Source organism: Glycomyces sp. L485 (genome assembly GCF_022548875.1).
GTDB lineage: Bacteria > Actinomycetota > Actinomycetes > Mycobacteriales > Micromonosporaceae > Glycomyces.
This window is the reverse complement of record NZ_JAKZEW010000022.1, coordinates 53265-69201: the sequence shown is the minus strand read 5'-3', so window position 1 is coordinate 69201 and position 15937 is coordinate 53265. Positions and strand designations below refer to the sequence as shown.

Sequence of the window (15937 nt, the reverse complement as noted above, 5' to 3'; positions counted from 1 at the left end):
CCCCTGCCAGGGCCAGCACTACCATCCTGACAGTCGCTGCCTCCCTTGGCGCACAACAACCATCCATGTGAGAGTGGCCGCCTCCGAACAAGGGCCATTTCCGGGCTCCCCAGGCGCACGATCAACAAGCAGCCGCCTGCGTTCACAGCCTCCCTGGGCGATACGGCTATCCGGCCTGCTGCATGTGGGCGATGGCCTCGTCGAGGTCGTCGGTGACCAGGAGCAGGTCGACGTCCTTGTCGTTGATCTTGCGCTGCTGGACCATGCTGCTGCGCAGCCAGTCCACCAGGCCGCCCCAGTAATCGATGCCGATCAGCGCGATCGGGAACTTCCCGACCTTCTCGGTCTGCACCAGAGTCAGCGACTCGAACAGCTCGTCCATGGTTCCGTAGCCGCCCGGCAGCGCGCAGAACCCCTGGGAGTACTTCAGGAACATGACCTTGCGGACGAAGAAGTAGTGGAAGTCCAGCTGGATGTCCACGAACTCGTTGATTCCCTGCTCGAACGGCAGCTCGATGCCGAGACCGATCGACTTGACCCCCGCTTCGACCGCGCCGCGGTTGGCGGCCTCCATCGCGCCCGGCCCCCCGCCGGTGATGACCGAGAAGCCGGCCTCGCCGAGCTTGCGGCCCAGCTCGACGCCGAGCTTGTACTCCTCGGAGTCGACCTCGGTGCGAGCCGAGCCGTACACGCCGATCGCGTCACCCAGCTCGGCCGCCTCCAGGGTGTCGAAGCCGCCGACGAACTCGGACTGGATCTTCATGACCCGCCACGCGGCTTTCTGCTTCCACTCTTCCCGGTGCCGGAAGTCCAGCAGGCGCTCATCGGCGGTGACGCGGCGCTTGGATGTCATGACTCCTCCGTAACGTAGGCGAGCAAGGCTTCGGCGCAGGCCCGGATCCTAGGGATCTCGACGCGTTCGTCCTGCTTGTGGGCGAGGTTCGGATCGCCGGGCCCGTAGTTGACGGCCGGGATCCCGAGGGTCGCGAACCGGGCCACGTCGGTCCAGCCGAGCTTCGCGCTGAACTCCCCGCCCGCGGCGGCGACGAACTCGGCCGCCGCAGGCCGGTCGAGCCCGGGCCGGCACGACGGCGCCGAGTCGGTGATCTCGACGTCGAAGCCGTCGAAGACCTCGCGGATGTGAGCCTCGGCGTCCTTCTCGTCGCGGTCGGGTGCGAAGCGGTAGTTCACCTCGACCCGGCATTCGTCGGGGATGACGTTCCCGGCGACGCCGCCGCCTATGCCCACGGCATTGAGGCCCTCCCGGTAGGTGCAGGCGTCGACGTCGACAACACGGGCTTTGTAGTCGCGCAGCCGCTCCAGGACCGGCGCGACCCGGTGGATCGCGTTCTCGCCCTTCCACGACCGGGCCGAGTGCGCCCGCTTGCCGTGCACGGTCACGCGTGCCCGCATCGTCCCCTGGCACCCTGCCTCGACGAGGCCGTAGGTCGGCTCCAGCAGGATCGCGAAATCGGCCTCCAGCCATTCGGGCCGGGAGATGGAAAGCTTGTTGAGGCCGTTGCGGGTCGCCTCGATCTCCTCGCAGTCGTAGAACGCGAAGCTCAGGTCGAAGCGCGGGTTCGTCACGGTCGCGGCGATCCACAGCGCCAGCGCGGTACCCGACTTCATGTCGGAGGTGCCCAGGCCCCACAGCACGTCGCCGTCGAGCCGGGTGGGGAAGTTGCCGTTGACCGGGACGGTGTCGAGGTGCCCGGCGAGCATGACGCGCCGGTCCAGGCCCAGGTCGGTGCTCGCGACGACGGTGTTGCCCTCGCGCCTGACCGTCAGGTGGCCCCGGCCTTCGAGGGCGTGCTCGACGGCGTCGCAGATCTCGGTCTCGTCGCCGGAGACGGACTCGATGTCGCACAGCGCCCGGGTGAGTCCGACCGGGTCGGCGAGGACTGCCTCACTCAAAACTGTCACATTCGCAGACGATACTCGCCGCGCCGATAGGCTTCGGGGGTGAGTGATTTCCTGACTGACGCAGCATGGGGCGCGGGTGTGGCGACCGTCGACGCCGACGGCGCCGTCCTCGACGTGTGGTTCACCGAGCTGGGTCTCGGCGAGGCCCCGTCCGGACTCCAGCCCCCGAAGGTCGACACCCCGAACCCGACCGGGACCTCCTCGAAGGGCATCGTCGTCTCGGTGGTGTCGCTGGCCGAGGAGCCGACCGACACCACCGACGTCTACCTGCGCCTGCACCTGCTGTCGCACCGCTTCGTGATCCCGCATTCGATCAACCTGTCCGGCATCTTCGGGCTGCTGCCGAACAACGCCTGGACGAACTTCGGGCCGGTTCCGGCCGAGCGGGTGGGCGCCGCGCGTCTGCACCTGCGCGAGTCCGGTCAGGTCCTCCAGGTCAAGTCCGTCGACAAGTTCCCGCCGATGGCCGACTACGTGACCCCTTCGGGCGTGCGCATCGCCGACGCCTCGCGCGTGCGGCTCGGCGCGCACCTGGCAGAGGGCACCACGGTGATGCACGAGGGCTTCGTGAACTTCAACGCCGGGACGCTCGGCAACTCGATGGTCGAGGGTCGCATCTCGGCCGGCGTCGTCGTCGGCGACGGTTCGGACATCGGGGGCGGCTCGTCGATCATGGGGACCCTGTCGGGCGGCGGCAAAGAGGTCATCTCGATCGGTGAGCGCTGCCTGCTGGGCGCGAACGCGGGCATCGGGATCTCCTTGGGCGACAACTGCGTCGTCGCGGCCGGCTGCTACGTCACGGCCGGCTCGAAGGTGTCGCTCCCGGACGGCGAGGTGGTCAAGGCCGCGTTGCTGTCGGGCAAGGACAACCTGCAGTTCTGGACGAACACGCAGACCGGCCGCCTGGAGGTGCGCCCCCGCGAAGGCACGTGGGGCGAACTGAACAAGGCCCTGCACTCCGCTCAGTGAGTAGTACTCGGGTACCGCGCCTCCTACTCCGGTAGGGGGCGCGTTCTCGTGCCCGAGCGGGACGCGGCAAGCGCCCCAACCGATTATCGTGTCCGGCATGGACAATATTGGAGAGTTCGGAGCGGCGAATCCCACCGCCGCCGGGTTCGTCGTCGTCACCACCGAGAACGTGCCCGGTTACCGGGTCACCGACACCCACGGCGAGGTCTTCGGCCTCACCGTCCGGTCGCGGAACTTCTTCTCCGACTTCGGAGCGGGGATCAAGTCGCTGCTGGGCGGCGAGCTCAAGGGCCTGACCAAGGCGCTGGCCGCCTCCCGTGAGGAGGCACTGACCCGCATGATCGATCAGGCGAAGAACCTGGGAGCGAACGGCGTGGTCATGATGCGCTTCGACGTGTCCGACGCCCGCGATCTGGGCACCGAGGTGTGCGCCTACGGCACGGCGGTCACGGTCGTCAGGTCGTAGGCGTGAGGCCGAGCTGCTTGCCGGCCAGGGAGACCTTCCTGACGGCGAGCTGCTCGGCGATCGCGGTGATGGCGCGCGACGCCTCCGAGTCGGGGTCCGACAGGACCAGCGGCACGCCGGCGTCGCCGCCTTCGCGCAGCCGCGGGTCGAGCGGCACCTGGCCGAGCAGCGGCACCTCGGCGCCGACGTCGCGGGTGAGCGCCTCGGCGACGGTCTTGCCGCCGCCGGAGCCGAACGGCTCCACGGTCGACCCGTCGGGCAGCTCCATCCACGACATGTTCTCGACGACACCCGCGAGCTTCTGGTGGGTCTGGGTGACGATCGCCCCGGCCCGCTCGGCCACCTCGGCGGCGGCCTGCTGCGGGGTGGTCACGACGACGAGTTCGGCGGTCGGCAGCAGCTGCGCGACGGAGATCGCGATGTCACCGGTGCCGGGCGGCAGGTCGAGCAGCAGCACGTCCAGGTCGCCCCAGTACACGTCGGCGAGGAACTGCTGGAGCGCGCGGTGCAGCATCGGGCCGCGCCAGACCACGGCGGTGTTGCCGGGGGTGAACATGCCGATCGAGATGACCTTCATGCCGTGCGACTGCGGCGGCATGATCATGTCCTCGACCTGCGTCGGGGCGCCGTCGACGCCGAGCATGCGCGGCACGGAGTGGCCGTAGATGTCGGCGTCGACGACGCCGACCGACATGCCCTTCTTCGCGAGCGCGGCGGCGATGTTCACCGTGATCGACGACTTGCCGACCCCGCCCTTGCCCGAGGCGATGGCGAACACGCGAGTCCGGGATTCGGGCAGGTTGAACGGGATGACCGGCTCGGCGGCCTGGCCGGGCCCGCGCAGCTGCGTCTGGAGGTCTTTGCGCTGCTCCTCGGTCATGACGCCGAACTCGACGTCGACCTCGTCGACGCCGTCGACGCCGAGCGCCGCCTCGCTCACGTCGTTCCGGAGGGTGTCGCGCAGCGGGCAGGCGGCGACGGTGAGCAGGATCTTGACGTGCAGGCGGCCGCCGTCGACCTCGACGGCGTCGACCATCCCCAGGTCGGTGATGGGGCGACGGATCTCGGGGTCGTTGACGTGCGAGAGCGCTTCGTTGACGGCCTCGACTACAGCGGCGGTATCAGACATGCCCCAATCGTAACCACGTGGACGCGGATCGCCATTCGGCAGTACGCTCCGGCACATGCTCGCCTTCGAAATCGTCGACGTCTTCGCCCACCCGTCGCCCGCCTCCACCCGACAGGGAGTGAACGCGACACCAATGCCCTACTCGGGCAACCAACTGGCCGTCGTCTACGACGGCGAGGGCTTGAGCACCGGGCAGATGCAGGCGATCGCGCAGGAGTTCGGTTTCTCGGAGACCTCCTTCGTGCTCCCCGTCACGACGAGTGAGGCCGATTACCGCGCCCGAATCTTCACTCCTGGGGAGGAACTGCCGTTCGCCGGGCACCCCACGATCGGCTCGGCGATCGCCGCGGTCGCGTCCGGGCGCGTGGAGCCCAATGGCGGCAGGGTGGTCCAGGAGTGCGGTGCGGGTCTCATGACCGTCGACCTCGACGGCGCGAGCGCGAAGCTCACCTCCACCGCGATCAGCGTCGGCGACGTCATCGCCCCCGAAGTCGCCGCCGGGGCCTGCGGCCTGGACGCTTCCTGTGTCATCGGCACCGCGCAGACGGCCAGCGCCGGCCTGCCGCACAACTTCGTGCGCCTGGACGACGCCGACGTGATCGCCGCGACGTCGAACCTCGGCGAGCTCGATCTGGTCTACCCGTTCAGCTTCGACCCCGAGACCTACGACGTCCACGCCCGGCTGTTCCACAACACCGCCGGGGAGGACCCGGCGACCGGTTCGGCCGCCGTCGCGCTCGGCGTCTACTTGGTCGAACAGGGCTTGATCAGCGGCGAGGGAGTCCACGGGTACCGCATCCGCCAGGGCGCCGAGATGGGGCGGCCCTCGGTCCTCTACGGCGAGGTCGTCGTCGAGGGCGGCAGGGCCGTGTCCGCGTCGGTCGCCGGATCGGCGGTCCAGGTCGCCAAGGGCGAGTTGGTCACGCTGCCCGTCGAGCGCTGAACGACTCGGTCGTATAGCGTTCGGCCGCAAGGCCTTCGGGCCACGGGACGGAGCGCAGGTCGGCGCTCCACAGCGCGCGGGGCCACCCGCCCTTTCGCAGCAGCGCGGTGACGAACCGCTCGGGTTCGCGCAGTGCGTGCCACACGGACGGCAGGAAGGTGGCCTTCCGCCGTTCGGTCCCGTGCAGCGTGAGTCCGTCGGTGCCGGGCCGCAGCAGTTCGAACAGCGCCGAGAACGATGGGACGGCGAGGGAGTCCGGCGCCGACAGGACCGCGACGGTCACCGTCAGCTCCGGCAGTTCGGCGGCCTCGACCGGCGCCATGCGCGGGTCCCTGGCTGCGTGCCGGGCGTTGCGGACCACGTCTGCCGCCAAGGGCCGCAACGCCGTCAGCGTCCCGATGCAGCCGCGCAGCCGCCTCCGGCGCTCAAGGGTCACGAACGTCGCGGCGGGCCGCTCGAGGGTTTCGCACATCGAGTGTGGAGCGAGGCGTTCGACCAGTTCGGCGGCGTGCGGCGGCCGGGGCGCGAAACCCGTCTCGACCGCGTTGCGGGCCAACGCGGTCAAGACCTGCCCGACGGGGGACTCCATCCCTCGATGGTGACACAGTGCTCGGGCGGTCGGCGTGTGCCGGATTCGCGGAGTCGGGGCCCGGCGGTGCTGTGTTTCGTCATCTGCACGTGAGAGACTGCCCGCATGAACTCACCGCGCCCCAGGCAAGCGCCATACGACCGAGACGGCGGACTCGCCGAGGTGATCGACCTGCAGACGAACGAGTCGGCGGGCGAACAGGACGACCGGCTCGGCCGCATCCAGGAACTCGACTCCCTCGCCGGGAAGGTCGCCATCGTGACCGGCGCCGGCGCTCCCGACGGCATCGGCTTCGCGATCGCCACCCGGTTGCGTCTGCTCGGCGCGGCCGTCGCGGTCGTCTCCACGACGAAGCGGATCCATGAGCGAGCCGAGGAGATCGACGGGGTCGGCTTCGTGGCCGACTTGACCGATGAGGCCGAGGTCGGCGGCCTGGCCGACGCGATCGTCGAGGCGCTCGGTGAGGTCGACATCGTCGTCAACAACGCCGGGCTCACCTCGAAGACGGATCCGGCCGTGGTCAAGCCCGTCGCGCAGCTGTCCTATTCAGACTGGCAGACGGAGCTGGCCCGGAACCTCGACACCGCCTTCCTCGTCTCCCGCGCGTTCGTCCAGGGCATGGCCGAGCGCGGATGGGGCCGGATCGTCAACGTCGCCGCGGCCATCGGGGTGGTCAACGCCGTGCCCGCCGAGGCCGCCTACGCCGCCGCGAAGGCCGGCGTGACCGGTCTGACCAAGGCGCTCGCGACGGAGGTCGTCGCCGACGGCGTCACGGTCAACGCGATCGCTCCGGGCCTGATCCGCACCGGCTCGTCCACCGTCCCCGAGCTTCAGAGGGGCCTCGACGGCCCGCTCGGGCGCCCCGGCACGCCCGAAGAGGTGGCCGCCGCGGCCGCCTTCTTCTGCGCGCCGTCGGCCTCGTATGTGACAGGGCAGACACTCGTGGTCGACGGGGGCTCCGGAATCCGGGCGTGAGCGTCGAAGTCGGGACGTTCGTCCGCAACCCAGAGGTCGCGGCCGTCGTTACCTTTGCATGACTACGACTTCGACACGGACACGGACGGCTGCGATGGACGAGACTTTCGGGGAGACTGCGAGAGAACTGAACGGCCGCGTGACGACCGGGCTGGTCCTGCTCCTTGGCGGGATCGTCGGGCTCGCGGCCTCCTTCGACCTGACTTACGAGCGCATCGCCTCGTTGACGGACCCGAGTCACGCCATCTCCTGCGACTTCAACCCGGTCCTGTCGTGCGGCACCGTCATGGACACCGACCAGGCCTCCGTCCTCGGTTTCCCGAACCCGGTCATCGGGCTGATGGCGTTCCCGTTCGTGCTGTTCACGGCCGTACTCCTGCTTTCGCGCGTCGATCTGCCGCGCTGGATCCTGCTGACGTTCAACCTGGGGGTGCTCGGGGGCCTCGGGTTCGTGTCGTGGCTGATCTTCCAGTCGGTCTACCGGATCGGCGTGCTGTGCCCGTGGTGCATGGGGGTGTGGGCGGCGGTCCTCCCGATCTTCTGGTTCACCACCGTCTACAACCTCCGCAACGGTGCGATCCGCGTCGGCCAGGAGTGGCGCGGCCCGGTCGAGGACCTGCTGCGCTACCACTGGATCGGCCTGACCGTCCTCTACGGCGTCATCGTCGCGATCGTCGGCATGGGCTTCTGGGACTACTGGTCGACGCTGTTCTAGCCGATCGTCTCGCCGTTGACGGGCACGTCGAGCACTTCGGGCCATGAGCGGCGGATGAGCTCCACGAACACCGTCCCGGCGATCCGGTCGGCCAGGGGCGCCGACAGGAGCAGCCGGTACATGTGCCGGGAGTTGACGAGGATGAACGTGTCGAAGGCGATGTCGCTCTCGGTGAGGTGGGCGTTGAGCCACATGCCCGAGCGGTGCTCCCAGTAGAACAGGTCGAGCGGGTCGCACAGCCGCTGCGCGCGCTTGAAACCGGTGTCGCGGACGTACCGTTCGAACTCGGCCTTCATCGCGGCGCTCTCGGACTTGTCGCCGGTCAGCAGCGAGACCATGTCGCCGGGCCCCAGGGTTTTCGGGCGCTCGCGTCTGGAGCGGTAGAAGGCACGGCCGATCTCGTACAGGTTCGACCGCAGGTGCAGGCCGCGCTCCGAGGAGTGTTCGCGGTGCGTCGAGGACAGCGCGGGGTGGCTGCGCCTGGGGGAGTTGCGCTGCATGATGCCTCGCAGCGGCTCGTCGGCCTCGCGCCCCTCGACCTCGATGCGATGGTGATCCAGGCCGAACCGCCCGGTCAGCTCGGCGGCGATCGCGACGTCGTAGGCGACGCGGCGGCGCGCGGGGCCCCGGCCGTTCACGGTGTCGTAGGTGAAGTACGAGAGCCGGTCGGTGAACGGCCTGGTCAGCGCCAGTGTGGTGCGGCTGTCGAGGCCTGCGGTGAGCGAGACCTCCAGGCGTTCGCGTTCGGTCAGCACCTCCAGCTGGCCCTGGAGCAGTGGCAGCACCTCGTCGACGACCTCGCCGGCGCTGCGGTGCTCGGCTCGTCCTCTGGGGAAGACGCGTCGCACCCGCCCTTCGACGCAGTCGAGTTCGGTGTTCGGCATGAGCATGACCACGCCCTCGAACGTCGTGGCCGTGCCGGGAAGGGCGTAGGCGCCCGTCTCGCGGCGCAGGCCCGTGGGATCGGGGAAAGCCGAGGGCCCCGCACCGACGTGCTCGGCCACGAGCCCGGAGTGCGAGGCGGCACAAGGAGAGCGCTTGTCGTACTCGTGGAAGACCGCGCGCATGCCGGCGGCGTCGGTCTGGATGAACGACGAGTGTTCGTCGCCGTCGAAGACGGCGAAGCGGCCCGAGAGCATGTCGAGCGTCCTGGACATCTCGCCTCGGCCGGTGAGTTTGGCGCGCAACAGCTTGGCGGCGATCGCCGCGCCGCTCGCCGACCAGCCGTCGAGGTCGATGGCGCGGCCCAGGAGCGCGACCCAGGCCGTCCCGGCCCGTGCCACCGCGATCGGCGTGCGCGGGTCGTATGACAGGCATCGGCCGCCCAGGTCGATCTGTCGCCAGTGGGCGACCGGGACGCGGTGCCGCTCGGCTGTCAGCAGGAAGCCGCGGGCCCACAGCAGGTCTGCGAAGTCGTCGCAGGCGGGGATGTCGGACTCGCCGGTCGCGGGCGCGTCCCAGGTCTCGATGTCGGTGGGGGCGACGGGTCGCGGGCGGGACCAAGCCGGCAGCCGGTCGCGAGCGCTACGAGGCATGGTCGGCCTTTCGGGCGCGCAGGGATCGGTCGGCAGGTACTGAGATGTCTTCAGATCGGTTGCCGATCGATTGTAGATCGACGCCGACCACGCCGCGCCCCGTCCTCCCAGCTAAGGCGATCTTGAGTCCGACCGGCTCCAGCCAGCCGCCCTCCGAGAGGTACTCGATGACCTGCTCGACCGCCTCGCCGACGGTGATGTCGCTCGTGTCGATCGTCAGCTCCGCCGCCTGGGGCTCCTCGTAGGGGTCCGAGATCCCGGTGAACTCCGGGATCTGCCCGGACCTGGCCTTGGCGTACAGGCCCTTGCGGTCCCGCGCCTCGCAGACCTCCAGCGGCGTGTTGACGTGGACGAGCACGAAATCGGCGCCGGCCGCCTCGGCCATGCGCCTGGCCTCGGCCCGGTCCGACTCGTACGGCGCGATCGGTGCCGCCATCCCGATGCCGCCGTGGCGGGCCACCTCGGCGGCCACGAAACCGATGCGTCGGATGTTCATCGAACGGTCGGCCTTGGAGAAGCCGAGCCCGGCCGAGAGCAGGCGCCGCACCACGTCGCCGTCGAGCATCGAGACCGTGCGCGTGCCGTCCTCCAGCAGCGACTCGAACACCCCGCGGGAGATCGTCGATTTGCCCGAGCCCGACAGCCCCGTGAAGAACAGCACCAGGCCCCGCCGGCGCCGCGGCGGCCTCGCCTTGCGCAGCTCGGCGGCGACGGTCGGCGGCGTGTGCCACTCGGGAAGCCCGAACCCGCGGTCGAGCATGTCGGCGATCTCCGCGTCGGCGAGCGCGGTGCGCCGGAACGGCGGCTCGATGTCCTCGATCGGCCGCCACTGGCCGTCGCGGGTGTCGTAGGCCAGCTCGCGCGGCACCATCGCGCGGATGCCGTCGCCGCCGGAGAGCCCGTCGGGGCCGGTCATGATGTGCGTGGCGCCGTACGCGGCGGCGACCTTCGCGGTGAGCAGGCCGTCGCGGATCCTGTCGCCGCGCTTGGACAGCGGCACCGTCAGCACCGTCGCCGTCGGCAGCCGGTCCTTCGCGGCCAGGACGCTGCGCACGAGCGCGGCCGTGGGCAGGCGCAACGCCGAATCGCCGTTGATCTCATCCCCGGTGGGGATCATGACCAGGACGTGCGCGGCAAGGTTGTGCGCGGCGCGGACGAGCTGGGCGAGCTGCGGGCGGTGCAGCGGCCGGTCGGCGACCAGCGCCAGCACCCGCGGCTTCGTGTACGTGGTCTTCGCCTGCTCGGGGGTGGCCCTCAGACCGATGAAAACGCCGTGGGCTGCGTCGGCGATGCGCCGCACCGGCCCGCCGACGCGCACGATGTCCGGCCCGAGCGGATCGAGCGCATGGCACTCGACTGCGGCCACCGGAGCGCCCTCGGGGTCGGTGATACGCAGCACACGTCGCTTCGGGTCGGGGTTGTCGAGCTTCTCGGCGACGTCCACCGGCACGTCCAGCGTCACCGGCACCGGCCAGGCCGTCCCGTCCAGGAGCGTCCCGGTCCGCGTGACGTGACGCGCCTCCGACTCACTCATGAACCCGCGCAGCGGGTTGTACGCGCCGTAGAGCAGCAGTTCGAGGTCCGCCAGCTCATGGGGCAGCGGAGTGTGGCTCGGCGCCTCGGCGAGGACCTCGTCGGGCAGTACCCAATCAGACATCGTTGGTCGCGATCCCTTCGCAGTGCTCAGGCGGCTATGCGGCACCGGTAGTTTCGGTGGTGGCACCAGGGTATTCCACCCATCCGTCAAGCACCTCACCCGCAGCGCGGGTCTGTGGACGCCGTCCCGCATGCCGGGCCGAGCGAGTGACGCGGCGATTGCGAATAAGTTACGCTGGCTCCGCCCAGCTACGGCTCGCAAGTCGCCGTGAGGGCTCTCAGCGCAGAGTAGTGCAGCAGTGACCGCGGACATCGGCGTCGGCGCGAGCGGCCCCCGAGTGGGTTTGCCCAAACCACCACTGGAGAACTCCATGGACTACTACGACACCTCCGGCGAAGTTGACGACAAGCAGCTCCGCCGCGACATCCGTCGCCTCGGCAACCTCCTCGGACAGGCCCTGGTCCGCCAGGAGGGGCCACAGCTCCTCGAGCTCGTGGAGGAGGTCCGCGGTCTCGTCCGCGACAAGCCCGAGGCCGTCGCAGCGCGCCTTTCGAAGCTCGACGTCACCGAAGAGGTCGACCTCGCCCGCGCCTTCGCCACCTACTTCCACCTCGCGAACATCACCGAGCAGGTCCACCGCGCCCGAGACATGCGCCGCGGCCGCGCCGAGAACGGCGGTTGGCTCGCCCAGGCCCGCGCCGAGATCACCTCCGAGGACATCCCGGCCGACCAGATCGCCGCCGCGGCCGACAGGCTTGAAGTGCGCCCCGTCTTCACCGCCCACCCCACCGAGGCCGCCCGCCGCTCCATCCTCGTCAAGCTCCGCAACATCGCCGACCTGCTCGACGCCGAGACCGCCGAGCGCGCCGTGCTCGGCTCGGCCGACGTCGACGCCGTCAACTCCCGCCTGGCCGAGATCATCGACCTGCTGTGGCAGACCGACGAGCTGCGCGTCGAGAAGCCCGAGCCCACCGACGAGGCCCGCAACGCGATCTACTACCTCACCGACCTGTACCGCGACGCCGCCGCCCGGGTCCTCACCGACCTGAACGCGACGCTCACCGACCTCGGCGGCACTCCCCGCCCCGGCAGCGCCCCGCTCAAGTTCGGCACCTGGATCGGCGGCGACCGGGACGGCAACCCCTTCGTCACCCCCGAGGTGACCAAGCAGGTGCTGCTCATGCAGCACGAGCACGGCATCGCCGCCGCCGAAGGCGCCGTCGCCGAGCTCATCAACGAGCTTTCGGTCTCCCAGGCCGTCCGCCCCGCCTCGCAGGAACTCGTCGAATCGGTCACCGCCGACCTCGACCGGCTCGACAACATCCCCGCCCGCTACCGACGCATCCACGCCGAGGAGCCCTACCGGCTCAAGGCCCGCGCGATCGAGGCGAAACTCGCCAACACCCGCACCCGCCACGCCGAGGGCCTGTCCCACCGGCCCGGCATCGACTACGCCGACGGGCGCGAACTCCTCTCCGACCTCCAAGTCATGCGCGACTCGCTCGCCCGCCACCGCGGCCAGCTCCCCGCCAAGGGCGTCGTGGACAAGGTCATCCGCACCGTCGCCGCCTTCGGCCTCCAGCTCGCCACCATGGACGTGCGCGAGCACTCCGAGGTCCACCACGCGGTCCTCGCCGAGCTGTACGACACCGCGGGCGAGCTCGACAAGCCCTACGCCGACTTGAGCTCCGACGAACTCGACGACCTGCTCTCGCGAGAGCTGTCCGGCCACCGCCCCCTCGCGCCCGCGGACGTCGACCTCTCCGACCGCAACCGCAAGACCTTCGACGTCTTCCACGCCATCAAGGACGCTCAGCGGCAGTTCGGCAAGTCCATCGTGGAGTCTTACATCATCTCCATGACCCATGAACCGGCCGACGTCATCGCCCCGGCGATCCTCGCCCGCGACGCCGGACTCGTCGACGTCGCGCGCGGTCGCGCCGACATCGGCTTCGTCCCCCTCCTCGAAGAGGTCCAGGAGCTCGCAGGCGCCGACACCCTGATCGACCGGCTGCTGAGCCTGCCGGCCTACCGCGCGATCGTGGCCGCCCGCGGCGACGTCCAGGAGGTCATGCTCGGCTACTCCGACTCCAACAAGGACGCGGGCATCACCGCCAGCCAGTGGAACATCCAGAAGGCCCAGCGCCAGTTGCGCGACGTCGCCGCCAAGCACGGCGTCCGGCTGCGACTCTTCCACGGCCGCGGCGGCACCATCGGCCGCGGCGGCGGCCCCACCCACGAGGCGATCCTCGCCCAGCCCTCGGGCACGCTCGACGGTGCCATCAAGATCACCGAGCAGGGCGAGGTCCTCTCCGACAAGTACACGCTGCCCGCGCTGGCCCGCGAGAACCTCGAACTGACCGTCGCCGCCTCGCTGAAGGCGACGCTGCTGCACACCGAGCCGAGGCACCGGCCGGACGTGCTGGGCCGCTGGTTCGACGTCATGGACCAGACCTCCGAGGCCGCGAAGGCCGCCTATCGGGGGCTGACCGCGCAGCCGGGCCTGTCCGACTACTTCTGGGCGGTGAGCCCCACTGAGCTGCTCGGCGCGCTGAACATCGGTTCGCGTCCGTCCAAGCGGCCCAACACCGACGCGGGCCTCGGAGGCCTGCGGGCGATCCCGTGGGTGTTCGGCTGGACGCAGTCGCGGCAGATCGTGCCCGGCTGGTTCGGCGTCGGTTCCGGCCTGGCCGCTGCGCGCGAGGCGGGCCTGGGGGACCAGATCGCCGAGATGTACGGCAGGTGGCATTTCTTCTCCAACTTCATCTCCAATGTGGAGATGACGCTGGCGAAGACGGACCTGGACATCGCCTCGCAGTACGTCGCGACGCTCGTCCCCGCCGAGCTGCAGCCGATCTTCGAGGTCATCAAGGCCGAGCACGAGCGCACCGTAGCCGAGATCCTCGCGCTCACCGGCGAGGACAGGCTCCTCGACGCCAGCCCGCAGCTGGCCCGCACCCTGGAGGTCCGCGACCGCTACCTGGCGCCGCTGCACCACCTGCAGATCTCGCTGCTCAAGCGCTACCGCGCCGACGGCGGCCCCGACGAAGGCGTAGACCCGCAGCTCAAGCGGGCCCTGCTCATCACCGTCAACGGCATCGCCGCGGGACTGCGCAACACCGGCTGACGATCAGACCGCTCGGGCGAGGGCGACGACCGACCGCGAGGTCACCGCGTCGAAGCCCGAGCGGTCGACATCGCCGTACCGCTCCTCGGGTGCGGACCCGGCCGCCCGGAGGCGCGGGTCGAGCGTCACCGGTTCGCGCGAGCGGCCTTCTCGGCCTCCTCCGCGAGCCTGCGTTCATGCTGGTCGCAGGCCTTCTCCCACAGCGCCTCGACATCGGGCCGGGGCGGCGCGAGTCCGAACTCGCGTTCGAGAACCCGGGTGAACTCGTCGAGATTCTCGAGGATGCGCGTCCGCTTACCCTCTGGCCGAGCCGGGTCGGTGACGGTCAGCGTCCGCGACCGCAGCGCCAGATTGTGGTCGGCCCTGGGCTGCTGGACGGTCACGGTCCTGACGAAGCCCGATTCCGGCGAGGTCGACAGCTCGAGGCATTTCTCGGCGAACTCGCCGCTGGCCGTCGCCACCAAGCCGAAGTCGAAGCTCAGGTCCTGAATGCGGGGGTCGATCGTGCAGCGCCACAGGTCATCCCGCTGCCTCCAGAGCCCGTAGTTGAAGGGACCGACGCGATGGCTGCCCTCCTTGAGCGGCAGCGGATCGTGGAAACCCGTGCCCAGCCCCGCGTCTGCCAGGAAGCGCCCGCTCGGGAACCTCACCACCAGCGGCATGTGGTTGTACCAGTTGCCCAGTCCCTCCCGCTTCATGTCGACGCCCCCGACGACGCGGTCGACCTTGAATCCCAAGGACTCCAAAGCGAGAGCCAAGACTCCGTTCTGCTCATAGCAGAAGCCGCCTCGCCCGCCCTCGACGAGCTTGGCGAACAGGAGGTCCGCCTCGAGTCGGATCGGCCGGCCGAGCTGGATGTCGAGGTTCTCGTACGGGAACGTGTCGATGTGGGCGCGGTGGATGCGGACGAGCGCGTCCACCGTGGGCCGCTTCGGGCGCGCGAGCCCGATCCGCTTGAGATAGGCGTCGAGCTGGGACGAGGTGAACACACACCGACCCTAGCGCGAGGAGGCCGCGCCATCGCGCCGTGTTCGAGACGCTCTCGCGGCCGTGGCGAGACTCGTTGCGACGGTATGGCATAGTCGCAGCATCCTCCCCGGAACCGCCCTTGTTTGAAGGAGACCCCACTATGGTCATGGGCCCAACCCACGCCATGTCCGGAGCCGCTTTGTGGCTCGCCGGATCCGCCGTCGCGGACGTCGTTTTCGGCATCGACCAGTCCTCGGCCGAACTCGTCGTCGGCACCATCGCCGTCTCGGGCGCCGCGCTCTACCCCGACATCGACTGCGCGGGAAAGGTCACCGAGAACAAGGGCGGGTCCACCGTCGCCCGATCGTTCGGCATGGCATCGCTCCTCGTCGCCGAAGTCGTGGAGCGCCTGTGCTACTGGTTCTACCTGCTGACGAAATCCAAAAAGGATAAGAAACGCAAGAACGGCCATAGGACCTTCACCCACACCGCCGTCCATGCCGCTCTCATGGGCCTGGGCACCGGATACCTCGCGGCCGAATTCGGGAAACCGGCGGTCATCGCGATCCTGTTCATCCTCACCGGACTCGCAGTACGAGGCCTGCTGCCCACCTCGGTCAACCGCCACGGCTGGATCATCACCACCGCCGTCGCCCTCGCCGCCTCGTACGGCATGTACCACCTGCTGCCGGAGAACCGCTCCTACTGGATCCTCGGACTGGGCATGGGGATCGGCTGCTTCATCCACATCCTCGGCGACATCATCACCAAGATGGGCTCGCCCCTGCTGTTCCCCCTCCCGATCAAGAAGAAGCGCTGGTTCGACGTCGGCGGCGGCAGCGGCATCAAGGCCGGCGGCAAGGAGGAGACCAGGGTCCTCCTGCCGATCCTCACCGGCGTCGTCGTCCTCGGCATGTTCTACAACCTCCCCGAGGTCCAGCAGCTGATCTTCGGCAGCCCCGTCACGGAGACCGCGGGGGAAGTCGGCGGCTCGAGGTAG

The 15937-nt window shown here is 69.7% G+C and carries 15 protein-coding genes; 7 read left to right on the top strand and 8 right to left on the bottom strand.

Translation table 11 applies throughout. The features are described from left to right. Positions 1-166: 166 nt before the first annotated feature. Positions 167-853: a TIGR00730 family Rossman fold protein gene (locus L0U85_RS12605; RefSeq protein ID WP_241378111.1), complete on the bottom strand. Its 687-nt coding sequence runs from the start codon at positions 851-853 to the stop codon at positions 167-169. After that, positions 850-1923 carry a succinyl-diaminopimelate desuccinylase gene (dapE, locus tag L0U85_RS12600; protein WP_241378110.1) on the bottom strand — a complete coding sequence of 358 codons (1074 nt, stop codon included), beginning with the start codon at positions 1921-1923 and terminating at the stop codon, positions 850-852. Before dapE ends, L0U85_RS12605 begins: the two co-directional genes overlap by 4 nt. A 39-nt stretch (positions 1924-1962) precedes the next feature. Between dapE and L0U85_RS12595 the strand changes: the two genes are divergently transcribed. Both L0U85_RS12595 and L0U85_RS12590 read left to right on the top strand, forming a co-directional pair. Further along, on the top strand, positions 1963-2892 hold the full coding sequence (locus L0U85_RS12595; protein WP_347177431.1) for a DapH/DapD/GlmU-related protein: 930 nt from the start codon (positions 1963-1965) through the stop codon (positions 2890-2892). A 97-nt stretch (positions 2893-2989) separates the two neighbouring features. Next, positions 2990-3358: a YbjQ family protein gene (locus L0U85_RS12590; RefSeq protein ID WP_241378109.1), complete on the top strand. Its 369-nt coding sequence runs from the start codon at positions 2990-2992 to the stop codon at positions 3356-3358. Here the strand turns inward: L0U85_RS12590 and L0U85_RS12585 are convergent. Continuing rightward, positions 3348-4487 (bottom strand): Mrp/NBP35 family ATP-binding protein, encoded by a 1140-nt coding sequence (locus tag L0U85_RS12585; protein WP_241378108.1) that lies wholly within the window; start codon positions 4485-4487, stop codon positions 3348-3350. The two genes, L0U85_RS12590 and L0U85_RS12585, sit on opposite strands and share 11 nt — an antisense overlap. A gap of 55 nt (positions 4488-4542) precedes the next feature. On the opposite strand from L0U85_RS12585, the gene L0U85_RS12580 reads away from it, so the two are divergent. Continuing rightward, complete coding sequence (locus tag L0U85_RS12580) at positions 4543-5430, top strand: PhzF family phenazine biosynthesis protein (RefSeq protein ID WP_241378107.1); 888 nt, start codon at positions 4543-4545, stop codon at positions 5428-5430. Here L0U85_RS12580 and amrA read toward each other — a convergent pair. Further along, the gene (gene amrA / locus L0U85_RS12575; RefSeq protein WP_241378106.1) at positions 5408-6019 is read right to left on the bottom strand and encodes an AmmeMemoRadiSam system protein A; all 612 of its coding nucleotides are present in this window, start codon (positions 6017-6019) and stop codon (positions 5408-5410) included. The two genes, L0U85_RS12580 and amrA, sit on opposite strands and share 23 nt — an antisense overlap. 105 nt (positions 6020-6124) lie before the next feature. Between amrA and L0U85_RS12570 the strand changes: the two genes are divergently transcribed. Then, positions 6125-6994 (top strand): SDR family NAD(P)-dependent oxidoreductase, encoded by an 870-nt coding sequence (locus L0U85_RS12570; RefSeq protein WP_241378105.1) that lies wholly within the window; start codon positions 6125-6127, stop codon positions 6992-6994. Between the two features lie 94 nt (positions 6995-7088). Beyond that, positions 7089-7709, top strand: a complete 621-nt coding sequence (locus L0U85_RS12565) for a vitamin K epoxide reductase family protein (RefSeq protein ID WP_241378104.1) — start codon at positions 7089-7091, stop codon at positions 7707-7709. Here the strand turns inward: L0U85_RS12565 and L0U85_RS12560 are convergent. Beyond that, complete coding sequence (locus tag L0U85_RS12560; RefSeq protein ID WP_241378103.1) at positions 7706-9244, bottom strand: hypothetical protein; 1539 nt, start codon at positions 9242-9244, stop codon at positions 7706-7708. The genes L0U85_RS12565 and L0U85_RS12560 overlap by 4 nt on opposite strands. Continuing rightward, on the bottom strand, positions 9234-10901 hold the full coding sequence (gene cysC, locus L0U85_RS12555) for an adenylyl-sulfate kinase (RefSeq protein ID WP_241378102.1): 1668 nt from the start codon (positions 10899-10901) through the stop codon (positions 9234-9236). Before cysC ends, L0U85_RS12560 begins: the two co-directional genes overlap by 11 nt. Before the next feature lie 310 nt (positions 10902-11211). On the opposite strand from cysC, the gene ppc reads away from it, so the two are divergent. Then, on the top strand, positions 11212-13968 hold the full coding sequence (ppc, locus tag L0U85_RS12550; RefSeq protein WP_277605741.1) for a phosphoenolpyruvate carboxylase: 2757 nt from the start codon (positions 11212-11214) through the stop codon (positions 13966-13968). Between the two features lie 3 nt (positions 13969-13971). Here the strand turns inward: ppc and L0U85_RS20735 are convergent, their stop codons facing one another. Further along, entirely contained in the window at positions 13972-14097 is a 126-nt protein-coding gene (locus L0U85_RS20735) for a hypothetical protein (protein ID WP_277605729.1), read from the bottom strand. After that, a complete protein-coding gene (locus L0U85_RS12545; protein ID WP_241378100.1) occupies positions 14094-14957 on the bottom strand; it encodes an arylamine N-acetyltransferase in 864 nt (287 codons plus the stop codon). The genes L0U85_RS20735 and L0U85_RS12545 overlap by 4 nt, the downstream gene beginning before the upstream one ends. Before the next feature lie 146 nt (positions 14958-15103). Between L0U85_RS12545 and L0U85_RS12540 the strand changes: the two genes are divergently transcribed. Beyond that, the gene (locus tag L0U85_RS12540) at positions 15104-15937 is read left to right on the top strand and encodes a metal-dependent hydrolase (protein WP_241378099.1); all 834 of its coding nucleotides are present in this window, start codon (positions 15104-15106) and stop codon (positions 15935-15937) included.

Excerpts from the sequence above, each read along its gene's own strand:
- L0U85_RS12605 (WP_241378111.1), bottom strand. The coding sequence starts at position 853 with ATGACATCCAAGCGCCGCGTCACCGCCGATGAGCGCCTGCTGGACTTC.
- L0U85_RS12590 (WP_241378109.1), top strand. The coding sequence starts at position 2,990 with ATGGACAATATTGGAGAGTTCGGAGCGGCGAATCCCACCGCCGCCGGG.
- L0U85_RS12585 (WP_241378108.1), bottom strand. The coding sequence starts at position 4,487 with ATGTCTGATACCGCCGCTGTAGTCGAGGCCGTCAACGAAGCGCTCTCG.
- L0U85_RS12580 (WP_241378107.1), top strand. The coding sequence starts at position 4,543 with ATGCTCGCCTTCGAAATCGTCGACGTCTTCGCCCACCCGTCGCCCGCC.
- amrA (WP_241378106.1), bottom strand. The coding sequence starts at position 6,019 with ATGGAGTCCCCCGTCGGGCAGGTCTTGACCGCGTTGGCCCGCAACGCG.
- L0U85_RS12570 (WP_241378105.1), top strand. The coding sequence starts at position 6,125 with ATGAACTCACCGCGCCCCAGGCAAGCGCCATACGACCGAGACGGCGGA.
- L0U85_RS12565 (WP_241378104.1), top strand. The coding sequence starts at position 7,089 with ATGGACGAGACTTTCGGGGAGACTGCGAGAGAACTGAACGGCCGCGTG.
- L0U85_RS12560 (WP_241378103.1), bottom strand. The coding sequence starts at position 9,244 with ATGCCTCGTAGCGCTCGCGACCGGCTGCCGGCTTGGTCCCGCCCGCGA.
- cysC (WP_241378102.1), bottom strand. The coding sequence starts at position 10,901 with ATGTCTGATTGGGTACTGCCCGACGAGGTCCTCGCCGAGGCGCCGAGC.
- ppc (WP_277605741.1), top strand. The coding sequence starts at position 11,212 with ATGGACTACTACGACACCTCCGGCGAAGTTGACGACAAGCAGCTCCGC.
- L0U85_RS12540 (WP_241378099.1), top strand. The coding sequence starts at position 15,104 with ATGGGCCCAACCCACGCCATGTCCGGAGCCGCTTTGTGGCTCGCCGGA.